Annotated in this window: 19 protein-coding genes; 5 read left to right on the forward strand and 14 right to left on the reverse strand. The window is 54.9% G+C overall.

Going from position 1 to position 18,780, the window contains the following annotated elements:
* Window positions 1–53: 53 nt before the first annotated feature.
* From odhB to H151_RS0103420, 3 genes are all read right to left on the reverse strand, one after another.
* Window positions 54–1,556, reverse strand: coding sequence for a 2-oxoglutarate dehydrogenase complex dihydrolipoyllysine-residue succinyltransferase (gene odhB, locus H151_RS0103410; RefSeq protein WP_019960230.1), 1,503 nt, complete (start codon window positions 1,554–1,556; stop codon window positions 54–56).
* Between the two features lie 28 nt (window positions 1,557–1,584).
* Entirely contained in the window at window positions 1,585–4,575 is a 2,991-nt protein-coding gene (locus tag H151_RS0103415; RefSeq protein ID WP_019960231.1) for a 2-oxoglutarate dehydrogenase E1 component, read from the reverse strand.
* Window positions 4,576–4,801: 226 nt separating this feature from the next.
* The gene (locus tag H151_RS0103420; RefSeq protein ID WP_026353802.1) at window positions 4,802–5,230 is read right to left on the reverse strand and encodes a MerR family transcriptional regulator; all 429 of its coding nucleotides are present in this window, start codon (window positions 5,228–5,230) and stop codon (window positions 4,802–4,804) included.
* A gap of 47 nt (window positions 5,231–5,277) precedes the next feature.
* Between H151_RS0103420 and H151_RS0103425 the strand changes: the two genes are divergently transcribed.
* A complete protein-coding gene (locus H151_RS0103425) occupies window positions 5,278–5,730 on the forward strand; it encodes a DUF4396 domain-containing protein (protein ID WP_019960233.1) in 453 nt (150 codons plus the stop codon).
* Window positions 5,731–5,799: 69 nt separating this feature from the next.
* On the opposite strand, the gene sucD is transcribed toward H151_RS0103425, so the two are convergent.
* The 10 genes from sucD to H151_RS16825 form a co-directional block, all read right to left on the reverse strand.
* Window positions 5,800–6,711, reverse strand: a complete 912-nt coding sequence (gene sucD / locus H151_RS0103430) for a succinate--CoA ligase subunit alpha (protein WP_019960234.1) — start codon at window positions 6,709–6,711, stop codon at window positions 5,800–5,802.
* A gap of 3 nt (window positions 6,712–6,714) precedes the next feature.
* The gene (gene sucC / locus H151_RS0103435; RefSeq protein WP_019960235.1) at window positions 6,715–7,911 is read right to left on the reverse strand and encodes an ADP-forming succinate--CoA ligase subunit beta; all 1,197 of its coding nucleotides are present in this window, start codon (window positions 7,909–7,911) and stop codon (window positions 6,715–6,717) included.
* 149 nt (window positions 7,912–8,060) lie between these two features.
* The gene (locus tag H151_RS0103440; protein ID WP_019960236.1) at window positions 8,061–8,429 is read right to left on the reverse strand and encodes a hypothetical protein; all 369 of its coding nucleotides are present in this window, start codon (window positions 8,427–8,429) and stop codon (window positions 8,061–8,063) included.
* Between the two features lie 44 nt (window positions 8,430–8,473).
* Window positions 8,474–8,848: a type III secretion system chaperone family protein gene (locus H151_RS0103445; RefSeq protein ID WP_019960237.1), complete on the reverse strand. Its 375-nt coding sequence runs from the start codon at window positions 8,846–8,848 to the stop codon at window positions 8,474–8,476.
* A gap of 38 nt (window positions 8,849–8,886) precedes the next feature.
* A complete protein-coding gene (locus tag H151_RS0103450) occupies window positions 8,887–9,273 on the reverse strand; it encodes a hypothetical protein (RefSeq protein ID WP_019960238.1) in 387 nt (128 codons plus the stop codon).
* 141 nt (window positions 9,274–9,414) lie between these two features.
* Complete coding sequence (locus H151_RS0103455; protein WP_019960239.1) at window positions 9,415–10,680, reverse strand: MFS transporter; 1,266 nt, start codon at window positions 10,678–10,680, stop codon at window positions 9,415–9,417.
* 98 nt (window positions 10,681–10,778) lie between these two features.
* A complete protein-coding gene (locus H151_RS16820) occupies window positions 10,779–11,312 on the reverse strand; it encodes a hypothetical protein (protein ID WP_019960240.1) in 534 nt (177 codons plus the stop codon).
* A 110-nt stretch (window positions 11,313–11,422) separates the two neighbouring features.
* On the reverse strand, window positions 11,423–12,595 hold the full coding sequence (locus tag H151_RS0103465; RefSeq protein WP_169336700.1) for a PAS domain-containing protein: 1,173 nt from the start codon (window positions 12,593–12,595) through the stop codon (window positions 11,423–11,425).
* 144 nt (window positions 12,596–12,739) lie between these two features.
* A complete protein-coding gene (locus H151_RS0103470; RefSeq protein ID WP_019960242.1) occupies window positions 12,740–14,251 on the reverse strand; it encodes a carotenoid oxygenase family protein in 1,512 nt (503 codons plus the stop codon).
* Window positions 14,252–14,265: 14 nt separating this feature from the next.
* On the reverse strand, window positions 14,266–14,706 hold the full coding sequence (locus H151_RS16825) for a DUF2141 domain-containing protein (RefSeq protein WP_019960243.1): 441 nt from the start codon (window positions 14,704–14,706) through the stop codon (window positions 14,266–14,268).
* A gap of 204 nt (window positions 14,707–14,910) precedes the next feature.
* Between H151_RS16825 and H151_RS17485 the strand changes: the two genes are divergently transcribed.
* Window positions 14,911–15,708 carry a LytTR family DNA-binding domain-containing protein gene (locus tag H151_RS17485; RefSeq protein WP_019960244.1) on the forward strand — a complete coding sequence of 266 codons (798 nt, stop codon included), beginning with the start codon at window positions 14,911–14,913 and terminating at the stop codon, window positions 15,706–15,708.
* An 18-nt stretch (window positions 15,709–15,726) separates the two neighbouring features.
* A complete protein-coding gene (locus tag H151_RS0103485) occupies window positions 15,727–16,488 on the forward strand; it encodes a 2OG-Fe(II) oxygenase (protein WP_019960245.1) in 762 nt (253 codons plus the stop codon).
* Here the strand turns inward: H151_RS0103485 and H151_RS0103490 are convergent.
* Entirely contained in the window at window positions 16,485–17,024 is a 540-nt protein-coding gene (locus H151_RS0103490; protein ID WP_019960246.1) for a GNAT family N-acetyltransferase, read from the reverse strand. The two genes, H151_RS0103485 and H151_RS0103490, sit on opposite strands and share 4 nt — an antisense overlap.
* A 426-nt stretch (window positions 17,025–17,450) precedes the next feature.
* Here H151_RS0103490 and H151_RS0103495 point away from each other — a divergent pair, with 426 nt between their 5' ends.
* Window positions 17,451–17,963 carry a TspO/MBR family protein gene (locus H151_RS0103495; RefSeq protein ID WP_019960247.1) on the forward strand — a complete coding sequence of 171 codons (513 nt, stop codon included), beginning with the start codon at window positions 17,451–17,453 and terminating at the stop codon, window positions 17,961–17,963.
* A gap of 117 nt (window positions 17,964–18,080) precedes the next feature.
* A complete protein-coding gene (locus H151_RS0103500) occupies window positions 18,081–18,779 on the forward strand; it encodes a glutathione S-transferase family protein (protein WP_019960248.1) in 699 nt (232 codons plus the stop codon).
* The last annotated feature ends 1 nt before the right edge of the window (window position 18,780 follow it).

Here is an 18,780-nt window from a genome sequence, read left to right on the forward strand (position 1 = left end):
AAACCCCGCCGAGTGCCTCGGCGGGGTTTGTATGTCCGTCAAACGCAATACGCTTAAATGTCAAACAACAAACGCTCTGGGTTTTCCAGGCTGTCTTTGACGCGCACCAAGAAGGTCACAGCCTCTTTACCGTCCACGATGCGGTGATCGTAAGACAGGGCCAGATACATCATCGGACGGATCACAACCTGACCATTGATCGCCACAGGGCGCTCTTGGATTTTGTGCATGCCCAAAATGCCAGACTGCGGCGCGTTGAGGATGGGCGAGGACATCAGCGAGCCATAGACCCCACCGTTAGAGATGGTGAAGGTCGCGCCTTGCATGTCTTCAATGCCCAGCTTGCCATCACGCGCACGCTTGCCCAGATCAATAATGGATTTCTCCACACCGGCCATTGAGAGCTGATCGGCATCACGCACGACCGGCACGACCAAGCCCTTATCCGTACCCACGGCCACGCCGACATCGTAGAAATTCTTGTAGATAACATCTGTGCCATCAATCTCGGCATTGACGGCCGGAATTTCTTTCAACGCATTGACGCAGGCTTTGACGAAGAAGCTCATAAAGCCCAGCTTTGTGCCGTGCTTGGCCACGAAATCGTCTTGAACCTCTTTGCGAAGCTTCATGATATTGCTCATATCCGCTTCGTTATAGGTCGTCAGCATGGCGGCGGTGTTTTGCGCCTCTTTCAAACGACGCGCGATCGTCTGGCGAAGGCGGGTCATTTTCACACGCTCTTCACGCGGGCCCAGATCACGCGGTGCTGAGGCCACAGGCGTCGCCGGGGCACTCGTCATCGCATTTGGCGCGCTCAACGCTTTCAAGGCATCACCCTTGGTGACGCGGCCATCACGCCCAGACCCATCGACCTTAGACAGATCGAGGTTTTTCTCTTCCGCAATGCGTGCTGCAGACGGCATGGCTTTGGCATCGCCAGAGCCGGATTTAGCTTGCGGCGCAGAGGCTTCAGATTTGGCCGGAGCCGCGCTTGCACTTGCGCCCGCACGAATTTTAGCCACAACCTGACCAGGGGTCACGCTATCACCTTCAGAGACCAGAACCTCTTCCAGGACACCGGCGGCCGGCGCAGGCACTTCCAAAGCAACCTTATCGGTCTCAATTTCAAACAAGGTCTGGTCTTTTTCGACCGCATCCCCGGCCTTGACCAACCATTCGCCGACCGTACCTTCGGCGACGCTTTCACCCATCACCGGAACGCTCGCTTCGACCAGCTCGCCGCCCTCAGACGCTGCGGGCGCAGGCTTATCCTCGGATTTCGCCTCAGCCTTCGGCGCGGGCTGGGCAGAACCGCCCTCGCCTTCGCTCATCTCAGCCAGCTTGGCCCCGATCTCGACCGTTTCGCCTTCTTTCACCGCGATGGAGGTGATGACCCCATCGGCTTCGGCGCGCACTTCCACAGAAACCTTATCGGTTTCCAATTCCACCAGGATATCGTCCTTCTTGACGCTATCGCCTTCACCAACCTGCCAAGCGCCCACGGTGGCTTCGGACACAGATTCGCCAAGCTGAGGAACAGTAATATCGGTCATGGCTTCGTCTTTCTTTCTAGCGGCTCACTTAGCCTTCCAAGGCTTCGTCGATGAGGGCTTTTTGCTGTTCGATATGTTTAGAGAGGACACCGGTCGCAGTGGAGGCCGAAGCCGCACGCCCGACATAACGCGGACGCAGCGATTGAGTGCCCGATTTGGTCAGACAGAATTCCAGATAAGGCTCAATGAAGGTCCAAGCGCCCATATTTTTAGGCTCTTCCTGGCACCACACCACATCGGCGTTCGCGAAACGCTTCAATTCATCAATCACGGACTTGGCCGGGAACGGATAAAATTGCTCAACCCGTAACAGATAGACATCATCGATCTCACGCTCTTCACGTGCTTCAAGAAGATCATAATAGACCTTACCCGAACACAGAACAACGCGGCGGATCTTATCATCAGCGGCCAAAGTCTGATTGGCGCGGCCCGTAGCCACATCGCTACGCCCTTCACGCACCTTCATGTCCGCATCATCCCACAGAACGCGGTGGAAAGACGACCCTTCGGCAAATTCAAACAAAGGCGAGACACAGCGCTTATGACGCAGCAAGGATTTTGGCGTCATCAACACCAAAGGCTTGCGGAAATTGCGGTGGATCTGGCGGCGCAGGATATGGAAATAATTCGCCGGGGTCGAACAATTGGCGACCTGCATATTATCTTCCGCACACTGCTGAAGATAACGCTCCAAGCGCGCAGAAGAGTGTTCAGGCCCTTGCCCCTCATAGCCATGGGGCAACAACATCACCAGGCCCGACATGCGCAGCCATTTACGCTCACCCGAAGAAATAAACTGGTCGATGATGACCTGCGCACCATTGGTGAAGTCACCAAATTGCGCTTCCCACATGGTCAGCGTATTGGGTGCAGACAGCGAATAGCCATATTCAAAGCCCAGAACCGCTTCTTCCGATAACATGGAATCAATCACTTCATAATGGGCCTGGCCCTCTTGAAGGTGATTGAGCAAGGTGAAGCGTTCTTCCGTCTTCTGATCAATAACGTGGCTGTGGCGTTGCGAGAACGTCCCGCGCCCACAATCCTGACCCGACAGACGCACGGGGAAGCCTTCGGTGAGCAGCGAGCCAAAGGCCAAATGCTCAGCCGTGGCCCAGTCGATACCCTCGCCGGTTTCAATAGCATTACCGCGCCCATCGAGCACCCGCTTCAAGGTCTTATGGACATTCAGGCGCTCTGGCGGGGTGGTCATTTTATGACCGATCTCGCGCAAAGTGTCCGCAGGGACAGCCGTTTGACCGCGACGATCATCTTCTTCCGGCAGACCAAGCCCCGACCAAACCCCATCAAGCCAGTCAATATTATTGGCTTTATAGGTTTTACCGGCCTCAAACTCTTTATCCAGGAAGGCTTCGAAATCAGAAACCCAGGCTTCGACTTCATCGGACTTGACGGTGCCGTCTTTTTCCAGGCGCTCTTGATACAGCTCACGCGTGGTTTTACGCCCGCCAATGGCCTTATACATGATCGGCTGGGTGAAATTGGGATCATCGCCCTCGTTATGGCCAAAGCGGCGATAACAGATCATATCAATGACCACATCCTTGCCGAAAGTCTGGCGATATTCGGTCGCGACTTTCGAGGCAAAGACCACCGCCTCTGGATCATCGCCATTGACGTGGAAGATCGGGGCCTGAACCATCAAGGCCACATCAGACGGGTAAGGCGAAGAGCGCGAATCGCGCGGATTCGTCGTAAAGCCGATCTGGTTATTGACGATGAAGTGGATCGCACCGCCGGTACGATGGCCTTTAAGGCCTGACAGGCCCAGGCATTCCGCCACCATGCCCTGACCGGCAAAGGCGGCATCGCCATGCAGCAAAAGCGGCAGCACATCTTCAACCGGATTAGACTCCAGTTCACGCGCGCGGCGATATTGTGTCTGCTTAGCACGCACCTTACCCAGAACCACCGGATCAACCGCCTCCAAATGCGACGGGTTCGCGGTCAAAGAGAGGTGAACTTTATTGCCATCAAACTCACGGTCCGAAGATGAGCCCAGGTGATATTTCACATCGCCCGAGGAAAATTCGCCCGCGCCTTGAGAATCACCGCCTTGGAATTCGTGGAAAATGATGTGGTAAGGCTTACCCATCACCGCGGCGAGCACATTCAAACGCCCGCGGTGCGGCATGCCCAGAACGATGTCTTTCACACCCATCGCGCCGCCGCGCTTAATGATCTGCTCCAGCGCGGGCACCATGGCCTCACCGCCATCGATGCCGAAGCGTTTCGTGCCCGGATAGCGCTTATGCAAGAAGCGCTCAAAGCCTTCGGTTTCGACCAGGCGCTGCAAAATCGCGCGCTTACCTTCTGGGGTGAAGTCGATGCGCTTATCGGGACCTTCAATGCGCTCTTGCAACCAGGATTTCTCTTCCGGGTTGGAGATATGCATGAACTCAATGCCGAAGGTCGAACAATAGGTGCGCTTCAAGATCGCCAGGATCTCGCGCACACTGGCGGTTTTGAGGCCCAGATAGCCGTTGATGAAGATCTCGCGGTTCATATCCGCGTCTTCGAAGCCAAAAGTTTTGGGATCCAGCTCGGGCTGATAGCCAAAATCATTCAGGCCCAAGGGATCAAGATCGGCCGCCAAATGTCCGCGCATCCGATAGGCGCGGATCAGCATGATGGCAGAGATACTGTCGGTGATCGCGGCGTGAATATCTTCTGCGCTGGCACCAGAGCCCATATGCTCGGCCACCTGATCGGGCAGGGCGGGAAGACTGCCCATATCGCCCAAAGCGGAGGTCAGCTCGCTTTTATCTGCGCCCGGCCAACCCTTTCGCTTCCAGCTTGCGCCCTTGGCGGCACGCGCTTGATCGGCCTTGTCATCGCCCACTTCTTCAAAGAAGGCGCGCCAGGATGTGGGCACTGAGCTGGGGTCCTGGGCGTAACGCCCGGCCATTTCCTCGATATAGAGGGCATTGCCCCCGAAGAGGAAAGAGGTTTCGAGAAAGGTTTGATTTGCGGAGGAGCGCTCTTGATCAGCCATTTCGGCCCTAATTCTTCTTGCTGTGAAGCGTCGGATCGACGCGAGACGAGAGATACATCCCATGTATTCCTCTTGAAAGAAAAATAGAACCCTAATCAAGCGGAAAAAGGAGGAATGTTTACACATGGGGACAGTGCGCCCAGCAAGGTTAACAGTTTTCAAAGCCGCCTGTCACCTGCACGAACCCCAGAAGGCGAATTTGCAGGCGCACAAAACGCATTTAGGGTTAAGATCCTTCGTGCGGGCTGAGGTGAAAAGACCCGACAATCGGACAGGCTTCACCCACTGGCGTACGTTCACACATCGCAAGCAATCCGCGCAGTCCGGCCTGAGCTTCACGAAGGCGCTCTTCCTCAGCTTTCAAGGCCGCCAGGCGCTGCGCCACAAGGGCCTGAATGGCTGCGCGATCATTACCACGCTCATAGCCCAGCAATTGGACAATATCCTTCAGGGCAAAGCCCGCACTTTGCGCGGAGCGAATAAAAATCAAGCGATCAAGATGACACCCATCATAACGGCGATGGGCCTTACCCGGCGCGGCATCGGGCACCGGCATCAAGCCAATACGCTGATAATAGCGCACCGTCTCAACCCCGACATGGGCCGCGCGCGCGAGCTGCGATAAAGTATAAGAAGCCTGTTGACTGCGTACCATGGTCCGCATGTTAGCCCAGGTCTCAGACAAGCTTCAAGGAGAGATCTATGGCCCATACCCCCACTTTCGCACCACCATCCTTCCACTGGCATGACTGGCCGCTCTGGCGGCGTGCCGGCGTCAATACCGCCTGGTGCTTGCTGGGCTGCTCGATCGGTGATTTTGGGACGATTTTATTCTTTCAGCTAACCGGCATCGCCTGGCCTACCTTGGCGATTATGAGCCTTGCCATCCTCAATGGCCTTTTGACCTCCATCGCACTGGAGACCTATATCCTGTCGCGCCAGATGGTTTTGAAAACCGCCTTTAAAACCGCCATCGGCATGTCATTTATCTCGATGATTGCGATGGAAGTGGCGATGAACACCATCGACATCGTCTTCACCGGCGGGGCCAAACTGACCCTATGGGTGATGCCGATGATGTGGCTGGCCGGGTTTGTGACCCCCTTGCCCTATAATTACTGGCGGCTCAAAGCGCTTAAAAAATCTTGTCACTAGAGGAAACGCACGAAAAAGCCCCGCCCTCAATCGAGGACGGGGCTTTGTCATAGAACAAAGGCGAAAGCCTTAGCCTTTAAGCACTTCGCTCAAAGTCGTGCCCAAGCGCGCGGGGCTGTCAGAGACCACGATACCAGCCGCTTTCATGGCTTCGATCTTATCTTCTGCGCCGCCTTTACCCCCAGCGACGATGGCACCGGCGTGACCCATAGTACGACCTGGAGGAGCTGTACGACCGGCAATAAAGCCGACCATAGGCTTCTTGCGACCTTTTTTGGCTTCATCGGCCAGGAATTGTGCGGCTTCTTCTTCCGCAGACCCGCCAATTTCACCGATCATGATGATGGATTTGGTTTCATCATCGGCCAAGAACATCTCCAAAACGTCGATGAACTCAGTCCCTTTTACAGGGTCACCACCAATACCCACAGCGGTGGTTTGGCCCAAACCTTCATTCGTGGTCTGGAATACCGCTTCATAGGTCAGCGTACCTGAGCGTGACACCACACCCACGGAGCCCTTGGAGAAGATCGAGCCTGGCATGATGCCGATCTTACATTCATTCGGGGTCAATACGCCGGGGCAGTTTGGCCCGATCAGGCGAGACTTGGATTTCACCAGAGCCGATTTCACCTTGACCATATCCATAACCGGAATGCCTTCGGTGATACAGCAGATGAGCTCGATCTCGGCTTCGATCGCTTCCAAGATCGCTGCGCCCGCACCGGCTGGTGGAACATAGATCACAGAGGCGTTTGCGCCGGTTTTCTCTTTGCCTTCAGCAACAGAGGCAAAGATCGGTAGGTCACGGCTACCGCCGTCAACATTACCGGTCCAGGTGGTGCCGCCTTTTTTCGGGTGGATACCGCCGACCATTTGGGTGCCGTGGTAGGCAAGGGCCTGTTCGGTGTGGAAGGTGCCGGTTTTACCGGTCAAACCCTGAACGAGGACTTTGGTGTCTTTATTGACAAGTACAGACATAGATTAAGCCCCCTTAACAGCAGCGACGATTTTCTGTGCGGCATCGTCCAGATCGTCCGCAGAGATCACATCAAGATCGCTTTCATTGATGATCTTTTTGCCCAACTCAACATTGGTGCCTTCCAGGCGCACAACCAGCGGAACGCTTAAGCCCACTTCTTTAACAGCGGCCAAAACACCTTCCGCGATCACGTCACAGCGCATGATACCGCCGAAGATATTGACCAAAATGCCTTTAACATTCGGGTCCGCGGTGATGATCTTGAACGCTGCGGTGACTTTTTCCTTGGTGGCACCGCCGCCAACGTCCAAAAAGTTCGCAGGCTCAGCGCCATACAGCTTGATGATGTCCATCGTGGCCATCGCCAGGCCCGCGCCATTGACCATACAGCCGATATTGCCGTCGAGGGCGACATAGGCGAGGTCATATTTAGACGCTTCGATTTCTTTATCGTCTTCTTCGGTGGTATCGCGCAGCGCCATGATGTCATCATGACGGAACAGCGCATTGCCATCGAAAGAGACTTTGGCGTCCAGAACACGCAGATGACCGTCCTTCATGACGATCAGAGGGTTAACCTCGAGCATGCTCATGTCTTTTTCACAGAAGGCTTTGTAAAGAATGCCCGCCAAAGACAGCATGTCTTCGTGTGCGGCGTCTTTCAAATTCAAAGCATCGGCGATTTTACCGGCGACCTCAGGTGTAACCCCGTCATCAGGGTTCACATCGAAGGTCTGAATTTTTTCTGGGGTAGAATGGGCGACATCTTCGATGTCCATCCCGCCTTCGGTGGAGACCACGAACGCGACATGGCTGGTCGCGCGATCGACCAACAAAGACAGATACAGCTCGGTTTCGATGTCCGCGCCATCTTCGATATAGAGGCGGTTAACCTGCTTACCGTCAGGACCGGTTTGGTGCGTGACCAGGGTATTGCCCAGCATTTCTTTGGCGTGAGCGACAACGTCGTCCTTGGTGAAGGCCAGGCGCACACCGCCTTTGGCATCAGGGCCAAGTTCTTTGAACTTACCCTTACCGCGTCCACCAGCGTGGATCTGGGATTTCACCACCCAGAGCGGTCCAGGCAGCTGATCAGCCGCTTTCGCAGCCTCATCAGCAGAAAAGATTGCGACGCCTTCGGCAACGGGTGCACCGAAAGATTTCAAGACGGCTTTCGCCTGATGTTCATGAATATTCATGGGGCCTCACGAAGAAGGGATTGCGGTCGGATCGGCCGTTAAGACTTTGCGCGTTATAGCACTCTCCAAACGCAGCGCAACATGCCTGTCGTGCTTAGGTGTATCTGGTTACGCGCGTGTTAATCGCTGAGGCCGCAGATACAGTCTCTCTACTGAGGATTGGGGCTTAAAAGCCGCATCGCCAATGTGCTGAGGACAAAGGCGATCCCCGCCGTCAGCCCAATCATCAAGGGTAGGGCCACCATCACCATCGCGACCTCTGGGCAGGGGCTCATCTCCAACTCACACGCATCCATGCGCGTCTGGGCAGGACCGGCCAAAATCAGTGCAATCAATTGCCCGAACAACACCGGAGCCCCCGCCCCGGTCAGCGCCACACCCGCAAAGGTCGTCCAGCTCAACCGGCGAAGCCGCGCGCGATTAAACCAGGCCAGGGCAAAGCCAAACACCAAGGCAAGAAAGACTAAAACACTGACAATCATGGCGTCCCCCAAGCGATAGACATCGCGAGAGACCATGTTAGACGCCCAGGCGCAAGCCCTCTTCCATAACGAAGAGGGGGCTAAATCACATAGCGCTCAATTTCATTGATGAAGAGCACGCTCGAAAGCCCGACTTGATAAGTGCTGGCCCGGCTGAGCGGCATGGCCTTTTCCACCATCAGCCCCTTTTCGGTGACATAGGCCCGGTTGAAATAAAATTTGGTGTTAAGGTCGTTGGCGACCACCAAGGGCACGGAGCCATTGAAGATGGCGAGCTTTAGCAGAGCGCTGAAAGAGCCATCGCTTTGCTTACCTTCCGCAAACACCATAAAAGTGAAGCTTTCTGCCGCAAAGACATAGGCATGATTGCCATTGCCCAGCGCTTCATCACTCACATAGCGTGCGCCGCTCGCCTCAAGGGCCATCCGAATTTGCGATAAAGATAGGCTCGACATATCTCCCCCTGTCCGCCCCAAAGGCCTCACCCCTACCCTTAAGACTGAGCGCCCCCGCCAGCCGCTTTAAGGGTTTTGGGTGGGGTCCAGTGATTGCCCCCATGCTTTTCAATAAAGCGCGTGCGCGCATCATTTTGCCCGCTTAATCCTTGCAAGGCTGACGCCGTGTGAAAGGCCAAAGGGCGATTTTCGATCTGCGCCCCAAAAGCTTCCAGCGCGACCTGCGCGCGAAGCCGTGTCGGCAAACTTGATAAAACCTGCGCATCTTTCTGGATCGCCGTTTTCAGGGCCTGTGGAGACAGCGCGCTGGTGTCTTCGCGCTCATCGCGGCGCAGATATGTGGTCCAATACCGGCCCACCCCAATCCCCAAGATCAAGGTCACCACAACACTGGCCCCGAGACTGGCTGTATATACCGGGTCCATCGCATCCTCGCTTGCACTAGAGCGTCCTAAACGCGCCCCTTATGGTTAACAGATGTTAACACAAGCTTAGATTAAGTGCCAGCGCGCGTTGATCCTTTCTGAGGCGATTATGCGCAGCGACATAACGCTTTGATTGTGGGCCTAATCTTCCATACGTCGGGCCGCAGCCTCCGGCGAATAATCCTCTTCGGGAACTTCGATTTCTGCCAGCTCCGCCGAGGTGGCTTGCAGATTAACGAAGGGCTCACGCTCGGATTTCGGGGTCGGGCGACGCTCAGCCCGGCGCCAAATCATGATCGAGGCCAGCAACAAGCTCGCCGATCCGGCAAAGCCAAAAAGTCCGCGCGCATGGGCAAATTCAAACGCTAAACCCGCCAGTATAGGCCCGGTGATGGAGCCTATGGCCCACACCATCAAAATGCCAGACGCAATGGCGGGTAATTCTTCTGCGCGCGAACGATCCGCCGCATGGGCGACGGCAATGCCATAATACGCCATCGAAGCCGCGCCCCAGCAACCAATCATGATCAAGCCTAAGACAAAGCCACTATTGCTGAAAATACTCAAGACCAAGGCCGCAAAACCCGCAAACGCGGCAAGCCCGGCAATGACTAAACGCCGGTCCAAACCATCAGAAAGCTTACCCAATGGCCATTGGGTAATCATCGAGGCCCCATAGATCGCGGCCATAACAAGAGCGGCTTTTCCCGCCATGCCTGGATCACCCAAGCCATTGGCCCAGATCGGCCCAAAAGCCACGATGGAGGAATTGATCGCCCCGCCGCCGAAGGCCGCCATGGCGGCGGCTGGCGCGATTTCCAATAGACGCCACGGCGAAACCCGCTCACCTTCAGGCAAGGCAGGCTGCGCGCGCTGTGTGCCGGTGACTGGGATCAAAGACAGGCAGAAGAAAAGACCGGCGATCACAAAACTTTTAGTAAGGTCAATGCCGGGAAGCGCGATCAGGAACGGCCCCAGGATCAAACCCGCACGGCCTAAAATCTGATAGGCACTGACCACCGCGCCGCGATTTTCTGCCGGGGTCGCATCGGCAATCCAACTTTCCGCAACCGCCAGCAAGCCCGCAACCCCAGCGCCAAACATAAAGCGGGCCAGCATCCACCAGACCATATGATCGCCCAGCGCCAGCATCAAGGTCGCAGCCCCCGCCAGCCCGGCCAGCGCGGCATAGGTGCGAATGTGACGGATAGCCTGAATAATGCTCGGCGCGATCCAGGCCCCAACCAAAAAGCCCGCGCCATAAGAGGACGCGACCAGACCAATCGCCTGCCCTGACCATGCATTGGCGCTCATCGCCAAGGGCAGAGCGATACCCAAAACGCCCATGGAAATCTGCATCAGTGCGCAGGCCAGCATAACGGCTGCGACATTGCGGTAGAGAAGCATGGGCGGGACCTGTTTCGTCAGCGATGGGCGTGATTAAGCGATCATAGCGCGGTGCACTTTATGATCAGTTTCACACAGACCTAACCGCGCGAATAGCCCTAATGTTCCGAACTCAGCCGGGATAAACGCAGTAAAATCCAATCAAGCCCCACCGGACCACCGCCGCGCAAGGTGAGATAAAGCCCCAGAGCGCCATAGATAATGGCCGAACTCCACGCCTCAGGCAGAATCAGAGCTGCATAAACCAAGGAAGAGACTAAAATCATAAGTCCAGACAGACGCACGAAAACGCCTAAAGCCAAAGACACGACCAAGCCCTGAGCGATCAACAGAACGCCGCTCGCCATAAAAGCAGGATCAAATAGGCCAAACCAATAGCTGAGCGCCTGAACAAAGCCCTCTTGCGGGGCAATCCACAGACCCAAATCCGTCCACTGATACAGCGCCATCGCATTCTGGCGCACCCATAAGAACAAACCGATCGCCATGGCCAAGCGCAGGCAAAGCCCGACTATCGCATCAATAAAGGTTGAACCGGGACGCTTTTGCGGCGGACATACTGGCCCCACAGGGGTAAGCGCGCTCGCCCCCTGATCGCCGAACAAAGCTTCAAATCGCAATGGATCGCGCATGACACCCCCATGTCCCAACGCCGCTTAGCGCGCACCATGGCCTAAAAGCCCAGCCCGATCAATCCCATTAACACCTTATTAAGGTTAACCGCAAAAGCGCAAATCGGCACTTAACGACAACATGATGCGCTGGAGCGAATGGCCCCTGCCACTTCGCGCATATAGCCTGCAAGACGTTCCGGGCGCCCCCAGGGATCAAAGCGAATGGGCCGCCCGATCATCTCAACGGTGATGCGCTCACCCGCATCACTGATCAGATCACCGCAATAGGCAAATTGGCCTTGACCGCCTTCAATCACCGCCAACCAAAGGGTGGAAAAATGCTCCTGGCACTCTTTAGGCAAGCGCGCGATCAAGCCTTCGCGGGAAACCGCCACCAGGCCTTCGCGGCCAAACAGGCGCTCAATCAAACGGCCGGAGAAATACCCCACCCCCTCCTCGCGGTTAATCACCCAGGAGGAAAAACCCGCTTCATAAAGCGCATCACGCATTAAGGTCTCAGTGGCCTTAATCTCCATTTCCCGGCGCCGGCGCCCATCAATATCGACCACAAAGCCCGATAAACGGCGCACATACTGCGTCTGGGGGTCACGCTCAGTCACTTCGCCGCGCACCTGAACCCAACGCCAGCCAAAGGTCGTACTGCCGATGCGAATATCACAATCAAGACGAGGCTTTGATTGAACCAGCACCGCTTTAAACGCATCGCGCCAGCGCCCTAAATCATCGGGATGAGTGGAAGCGAGCATTTCGCTTTCGCGCACCACTTGTTCTTCGGCTGGCGCTCGGATCCCAATCAATTGCGCCAAGGCCGCCGAGACCCGGCACCTGCGCGTCTCAAAGTCAAAGGACCAATACCCCAACCGTGCCGCGCGCATCGCCTCAGAATACAACAGATTACGCGTTTCATCATTGAAGGATTTCTGTACGGGGCCTTCATCGACGCGAAACTTCAACACATAAATGGGTAAACCTGAAGACGCATGGATCTGGCCCCCGCGTACGCATACCGGCACACAGCCCAAATCCCCCGTTTCATCGGCGCGCTTGAGGGCAATCCCAAATTCACGAACTTCCCCAGTTAAATCTTTCTCACGCGCAGAAGCGCGGATGGCCGCGACCGGATCAGGCCCCTCTGCAATCAAAGCTTTAAAGGGGCGCCCATAGAGGTCTTCCAGGCTGATCCCGACCAATTGGGTAAAGGCGTTATTGGCGTCTTCAATCCGTCCTTCGCTATCCAAAATCACCGAAGCGGACATCGAAATGTTGAAGGCGAGGCGCATGGCCCCGCCTTGCTTTGCCGATCGGCGCTTGGATGAAAAAAAACTGAAGACGCTCTGACCCATTCTGCCCCCACAAACCATGCTTGGAGCCCCTAGCTAACATGAAGCCATGAATCATTAGTTATTCGCCATTAGTGAATGCGCTCACGAGTCTTGCCAAGTCCCGTGAAAGCCCAAGGATGTGGCATAGTCCAAGGCGCTGATCGCAATCGGACCCTGGCCCAAGGCCTGCGCGTCAAAGAGATGAAGCTCACTCACTTGGGTCTTGGTGTTCAAGGCTGTCGCGATCAGATAGCCTTCGCCCTCACCGGCGCCCTTTGGGATAAAGAGCGGTTCTTCCATGATCCGCTCTGCGCCCATATCCAAAAGCGCTAAAGCCCCCGTTTCAAGATCGCGCCGCGCCAACCCACCCGATAGAGCCCGATCGAGATCAATCTGCGCAACACCCCAGCTATAACGGCGCTTTTGCCCCACACATCGCGGATCAATCTGCGGAAATTCAAACGCGCAATCTTCATAAGCGCTCAGGTCCACCCGCCCTTGCGGGCGCAATTCAATGCGCGTAAGACAACTGTGTGAATTTCGCGCGCCAGAAAAATCTCCGCGCATCAGATCATAGGCCCCGCCTAAAACAAATCCGGCATCTTTATAAAGAGCCGCATCGCACACGATCGCGCCATCGCCTTCTTCCCAGGCTCCGCCAAAGTGGAAAACGCAGCCCGGCGGTAAATCCCAATCCTTACGATCAGATAGATCATTCTTATCCACCCGAATGGCGCGCATAGGGCGGCTTTGATCGCCCGCAAAGCTCTCCAAAAAGGGTAAGCGCAAATCGCTCATCCAGGGCCCCCCAATGATAAAGACCAGATAGCGCTCGGTGATCATAAAATCATGGATCATACCGGCTGGAACCCCTTCAAGGATCCGCACGCTTTTTACGGCTCCATCTGCGCCTAACCGCCAGAGGATCAAACGCGCGCCCATCGGATCTTGGCCGAAATTCCAAATATCACCCGTTTTCGGATCGATTTTAGGATGGGCTGAAAATGGCACACCGCCCAAACCTTCGCCCAAATTGACCTCGCCTTGAGTGGACAGCGTGTGTGGGTCAAGAGCCCAGGGTGCCCCGCCTTCCCACAAAGCCCACAGCTGCGAACCGGCCATCATCACCGACGTGTTGGCGACATTCATATCCGTAGTTGAGCCTAAGCCCAGATCACCGGGCGGTAGGGAGCCAAAGCTGGGACGTAAAAAACGCCCGGCCGCCTCTTCCTCTTGCCATTTTTGGGTTTGGACAAAGACCCCCTTATGCTCAACGCCTTGCGGACCTACCTGCCAGCGTTGGATAAATCCATCGCCATCAAACCAGTGGCGATAGCGCCAATGATCGCGATCAAAACACCCCGGCCCATTTCTGAACAATACGCCTTGAACATCCTCAGGCCAACGCCCCTCGATCAAACGGGCCTGGCCGGCGCGCCCGGCACTGGGCTGGGTACTCAATCCCAAAGCTTCGGGATGATCGCGCTTAGCCGCTTCGAAGGCCTGCCAAACCGGATCACCAGTTTGGCTTTGGCCCCAGCTCGCGCGGGTAAGACCGGCCATGGCACCCATTGCCATCATGCCATGCAAAGCTTCACGCCGGGACAGTTTCATCTTCGCCTCCGAGCTTAAAAGCGAACGCTATGGGTGTTTTCACCCGCTACAATCTCAAACTGGGCGTCATTCCAGCTGGCCGGACCAAAGCGCATCGGGGCGTTATTTGAAAACACGACAGGCTCACTTGGGATCCCCATCAGATTAGTATCCAACTCTCCATCACCGTCGACATCATGGAAGATTTTCAAGGCATATTGGCCCGGGTCCAAATGGCTAAATTGATATTGGACCTGATGATCATAGGCGCGCACCTGGACGGCTTCATAAAGATCACCGCCATCATACCCCGCTTCAGAATTAAACAGCGCGATCATAACTTTGCCCTCCAGGGTCTCAACGCCCTCAATCGTCAATGTGAGATTTGAACCCTCGCTAACGGCCTCACTTTCCGGAGCCAAAATCCCATGGGCGATGGTCAGCGCGATCAATCCGGTGAGAGTTAGTTTCAACATTGTCTTCATCCTCATATCGGGTCACCCCTTTGTTTGTTAATGACCAAGACATGCGAAATCTTCCCAAGCACAACCAGCGCACTTTCGTCAAAACACTGATTTCGTTCGCGAATGACGTTCGCCTTCCCTTCACGCTTCGTGAGCGGTATGGATATAGACTTACGGATCGCCGATTACACAGGCCCTCTACCCAAAGCTCGGGACATGATGATCAATCGCGCTGCGCTCAAAACGATTTTGTCTCATACAGCTCTTGTCTTGGGACTCGGGACTTTTTTAGCGATTCTTGGCCCGTTCGGCTCGCACGGCTTTGGTCCGATCAAGGTTTGGGTTTACTGGACAGGATTATGTGTATTGGGCTTTGGCCTGGGTCATGGCACGGGCCATCTGTTAGAACAGATCTTCCCGACGCTCTCCCAACGCGCCCTTCACCTGATCATCATTCCCATCGTCAGCCTGATCATGAGCGGGGCAGTTTGGATTTTGAATATCGTGATGGGGGCCAATCCCACCTTTCGTCATCTGCCCCTTTTGCTCGTACTGGTGGTGATCATCACCGCCTTCGCAACCCTGGTCGCCTATGTCTATGATCGCCTTCGTCACACCGCACCCTCTATGGACGCGAGCATGACACAAGTCGCACCGCCATCCCAAGAGACGGTACCCAACCCAGCCCCGCTAGGCATCCCGGCCCTGATCCAGGATAAACTCCCCCTGCACCTCCAATCGGACACGCTGTGGTCCTTGAATGCTGAGGATCATTATTTACGAGTTCACACGACGCGCGGCGAAGCCCTTATTCTGATGCGTTTGAGCGATGCACTGCATGCGTGCGAATATCTGGAAGGCCATCGCACGCACCGCTCCTGGTGGGTGGCGCGTGACGCGATTGATCATTGTGAACGATTAGAGGGCCGCGCTGAGCTGCACTTGAAAAATGGGGTCATCGCCCCTGTCAGCCGCACCTATTATTCTCACCTTAAAACGCTAGGGTGGATTTAACAGCGAAGGGGGACCATAATGAGCACAGTTGAATTACGACTTAATCCCGATCTTGATGTCGCTCATTTTAAAGCGATTTATCAACGCGATGGCCTAGTCCAAATCCCAGACATTCTCCCCTTTGAAACCGCGAACGCCCTGCATGAGGTTCTCTCAAAGTCTATACCTTGGAAAATGGTTTTCGCTGAGAGCTCGCCCCAGCAGGGCACCCCAGATCGCATAACCCAGCTTAGCAATGATGATATCCAAGCCATGGGCCAAGCCGCCTTCGGGCAAAAAATGAACACAGTCATGGCCATGGCCCGCAACAATCTCGGCTTTCTCTACCATAGCTACCCCATGATACAGGCCGCTATAGAGGGGTGGGATCCAGGTCACCCTATCCACCACCTCACCCAGTTCTTAAACTCGCGTGAGTTTTTGGACTTTGGCTGCGCGGTCATTGGCGCGGAAACAATTACGAAAGCCGATGCCCAAGCCACGCTCTATGCACCGAATAATTTTCTGACCCGCCATGTCGATGATGGGTTTAACAAAGAACGCCGCGCCGCCTATACCTTTGGCTTCACCCCCCACTGGGAACCCGATTGGGGCGGATTATTGATGTTCCTGGATAAGGACAAAAACATCCGTCAAGGCTATCTGCCGCGGTTCAACACACTCACCCTTTTTGATGGATTACGCATTCACTCGGTATCTTGCGTCAGTCCCTTTGCCGGCGCGGGACGCTATCAAATTACCGGATGGCTACGTGATGATCCCATTCCAGGGCGAGGCTAGCCCCTTACTAAACGCTTGCGGTTCTCTTGCCATTCCTCGCGGGTCTGGCCCCATAGATCTACTGTAATATCAAAGCCTTTCATGTGAAGGTCTTCGCCCGTGTCGTAGGATCCCAACTTTTTGGCGACCCTTTGCGAAGCGATATTATCCGGCGCGATATTATGGACGACCCGCGCCCAACCCAGATCATCAAAGACATGATCCAGACAGGCCACAGCCAGTTCGCTGGCATAGCCTTTACGCCAAAATTTACGCGCCACTGACCAGCCCACTTCCTTATGTACATATCCCAGTGGAAACCAGGGGCCACCGCGACCAACCCATTCACCGCTTTCCTTATCGATCATAGTAAAGAAGCCAAAGCCATGAACTTCCCAGTGGCCGATGATCATGCAGATTTGCCGCCAGATCAGCTCATCTATCATCACGCCGCCAATAAAACGGGCTGCTTCTTCATCCTGCATCAAGGCTTTAAAGCCTTCCAGATCTGACGCCTCAGGCCTTCGCAAGATCATGCGTTGCGTTTCAATAATCATGACTATCCCCTTTCAATTTGCCACGGACTTGGATCACATGGTGAAGGTCCATAAAAAAGACATGACTAAATCGGGCAACGGCTCAAATTGCATCTGCGAAAACATATATTCAAGCGTCTGGCAGGGCTGAACTCTCTCGAAAAATTTTATGATAAGCGTTTTCGCTCAACATTTTACCGATTTCATTGCTAAGCACGCTCATCGAGAGACTGACCCAAGAACAATCAAAGAAATTGACAAATCGGTTAGGCCCCAATATTTCATATGGTTAGCAAGGGCATTTTCGCTAGATTTTTTATTAAACTCGACCTAATCATTAAATTATCCCAAGCTTTGGAGCAACCAAGGCCAGCCCATGACTGGACAAGGGCTGGCACCCTATTGAAAATCGCTCCAATAAGAGCGTACGCATAAGGCTGATATCATTTGAGCGACTTTCTTATTCCCACTCGGGCCGGTCCCACACGCCTTGCGCTCTACTCAGGTTTAGCCGTTGGTATTGCAGGGCTCATCAATTACTGGATTTTTTCCACGGGGGCTGAACAATGGGCCCAAACCTTAAAAAACCCTAGCTGGTCACCCCCTGGCCCCTTTATTGGTGGGGTTTGGATGACATTGTTCGCGCTGATGGGTTTAGCGCTGTGGATGGTGGATCGCGAGGGTCTGAACGCGCATCGAAAGACCGCCCGCTGGATGATCATGGCGCAATACGGCGTTAATGTCGCCTGGGTTTATTTCTATTTCGGTCTACAGAGTGTTTCAAACGGGTTTTATTTCACCCTTCTGGCCATCGCGGTCAATATTCCGACCCTTTGGGCCAGTGCCCGGGCCAGTCGACGCGCGGCATTAATCTTAATGCCCTTAACCGGTTGGTTGATCTTTGCTTTAATCCTCTCTTTCTCAACCTGGCAGCTCAATATTTCAGGATATCTTCAATAGCCGAAGGCGCTGGGCGGCGCGCTGACAAAAATTTCGCCCTGCCCACTCTCACCTGACAGACCCTGTCAGGAGCCTAGGTCTATGGTCCCCTAACCCCCTATTGTGAGGATTTAAACGATGATCACGCTTTATGCGTTCGGGCCGTTATTTGGCCTGTGTGATGCCAGCCCTTTTGTGACCAAAACCCTGGTTCATCTGAAAATGTCGGGGCTTGCATTCTCTTGTGACTATAAAGGCTTTGAGCATGCCCCCAAGGGTAAGCAGCCCTATATCCGTGATGGTGAAACCGTGATCGCTGATTCGGTGTTCATCCGCGATTATCTGGAAGCCACCTACAATCTCGACTTTGACCAAGGCCTGGACCCAATCGCACGCGCGCAAAGCTGGGCCATTGAGCGTATGTTGGAAGACCATCTCTATTGGGGGATTATGTCAGCGCGCTGGCTGATCCCTGATAATTTCGAGAAAGGCCCGCGTCATTTCTTCCAAGCCATCCCTGAAGAGCACCGTGAAGGGGCCATTCAAGGCACGCTGGAGGCTATTCAAAAACGCACCCAAGCCCATGGCCTGGGCCTTCACACACCCCACGAGCAAGCCGCGCAAATCAACCGTAGCCTCACCAGCCTATCGGTCCTTTTAGGCGACAAAGCCTTCATGTTTGGCGACACCCCCACGGGCCTGGATGCGAGCGCGTTTGGCATGGTGGAAGGCGTTTTATGTGACACATTCTCCTCCCCCTACCGCGATCATGCGCGCACCTTGCCCAATCTGATCACCTATCGTGAGCGTATGCGGGAGCGCTTCTTTGCAGACTAAT

Origin of the sequence: Woodsholea maritima DSM 17123, assembly GCF_000382325.1 — a bacterium.
GTDB lineage: Bacteria > Pseudomonadota > Alphaproteobacteria > Caulobacterales > Maricaulaceae > Woodsholea > Woodsholea maritima.

What these genes read in the sequence shown, in the direction of transcription:
- odhB (WP_019960230.1), bottom strand. Translation starts at nt 1,556, where the DNA reads ATGACCGATATTACTGTTCCTCAGCTTGGCGAATCTGTGTCCGAAGCC.
- H151_RS0103415 (WP_019960231.1), bottom strand. Translation starts at nt 4,575, where the DNA reads ATGGCTGATCAAGAGCGCTCCTCCGCAAATCAAACCTTTCTCGAAACC.
- H151_RS0103420 (WP_026353802.1), bottom strand. Translation starts at nt 5,230, where the DNA reads ATGGTACGCAGTCAACAGGCTTCTTATACTTTATCGCAGCTCGCGCGC.
- H151_RS0103425 (WP_019960233.1), top strand. Translation starts at nt 5,278, where the DNA reads ATGGCCCATACCCCCACTTTCGCACCACCATCCTTCCACTGGCATGAC.
- sucD (WP_019960234.1), bottom strand. Translation starts at nt 6,711, where the DNA reads ATGTCTGTACTTGTCAATAAAGACACCAAAGTCCTCGTTCAGGGTTTG.
- sucC (WP_019960235.1), bottom strand. Translation starts at nt 7,911, where the DNA reads ATGAATATTCATGAACATCAGGCGAAAGCCGTCTTGAAATCTTTCGGT.
- H151_RS0103440 (WP_019960236.1), bottom strand. Translation starts at nt 8,429, where the DNA reads ATGGTCTCTCGCGATGTCTATCGCTTGGGGGACGCCATGATTGTCAGT.
- H151_RS0103445 (WP_019960237.1), bottom strand. Translation starts at nt 8,848, where the DNA reads ATGTCGAGCCTATCTTTATCGCAAATTCGGATGGCCCTTGAGGCGAGC.
- H151_RS0103450 (WP_019960238.1), bottom strand. Translation starts at nt 9,273, where the DNA reads ATGGACCCGGTATATACAGCCAGTCTCGGGGCCAGTGTTGTGGTGACC.
- H151_RS0103455 (WP_019960239.1), bottom strand. Translation starts at nt 10,680, where the DNA reads ATGCTTCTCTACCGCAATGTCGCAGCCGTTATGCTGGCCTGCGCACTG.
- H151_RS16820 (WP_019960240.1), bottom strand. Translation starts at nt 11,312, where the DNA reads ATGCGCGATCCATTGCGATTTGAAGCTTTGTTCGGCGATCAGGGGGCG.
- H151_RS0103465 (WP_169336700.1), bottom strand. Translation starts at nt 12,595, where the DNA reads ATGCGCCTCGCCTTCAACATTTCGATGTCCGCTTCGGTGATTTTGGAT.
- H151_RS0103470 (WP_019960242.1), bottom strand. Translation starts at nt 14,251, where the DNA reads ATGAAACTGTCCCGGCGTGAAGCTTTGCATGGCATGATGGCAATGGGT.
- H151_RS16825 (WP_019960243.1), bottom strand. Translation starts at nt 14,706, where the DNA reads ATGTTGAAACTAACTCTCACCGGATTGATCGCGCTGACCATCGCCCAT.
- H151_RS17485 (WP_019960244.1), top strand. Translation starts at nt 14,911, where the DNA reads ATGATGATCAATCGCGCTGCGCTCAAAACGATTTTGTCTCATACAGCT.
- H151_RS0103485 (WP_019960245.1), top strand. Translation starts at nt 15,727, where the DNA reads ATGAGCACAGTTGAATTACGACTTAATCCCGATCTTGATGTCGCTCAT.
- H151_RS0103490 (WP_019960246.1), bottom strand. Translation starts at nt 17,024, where the DNA reads ATGATTATTGAAACGCAACGCATGATCTTGCGAAGGCCTGAGGCGTCA.
- H151_RS0103500 (WP_019960248.1), top strand. Translation starts at nt 18,081, where the DNA reads ATGATCACGCTTTATGCGTTCGGGCCGTTATTTGGCCTGTGTGATGCC.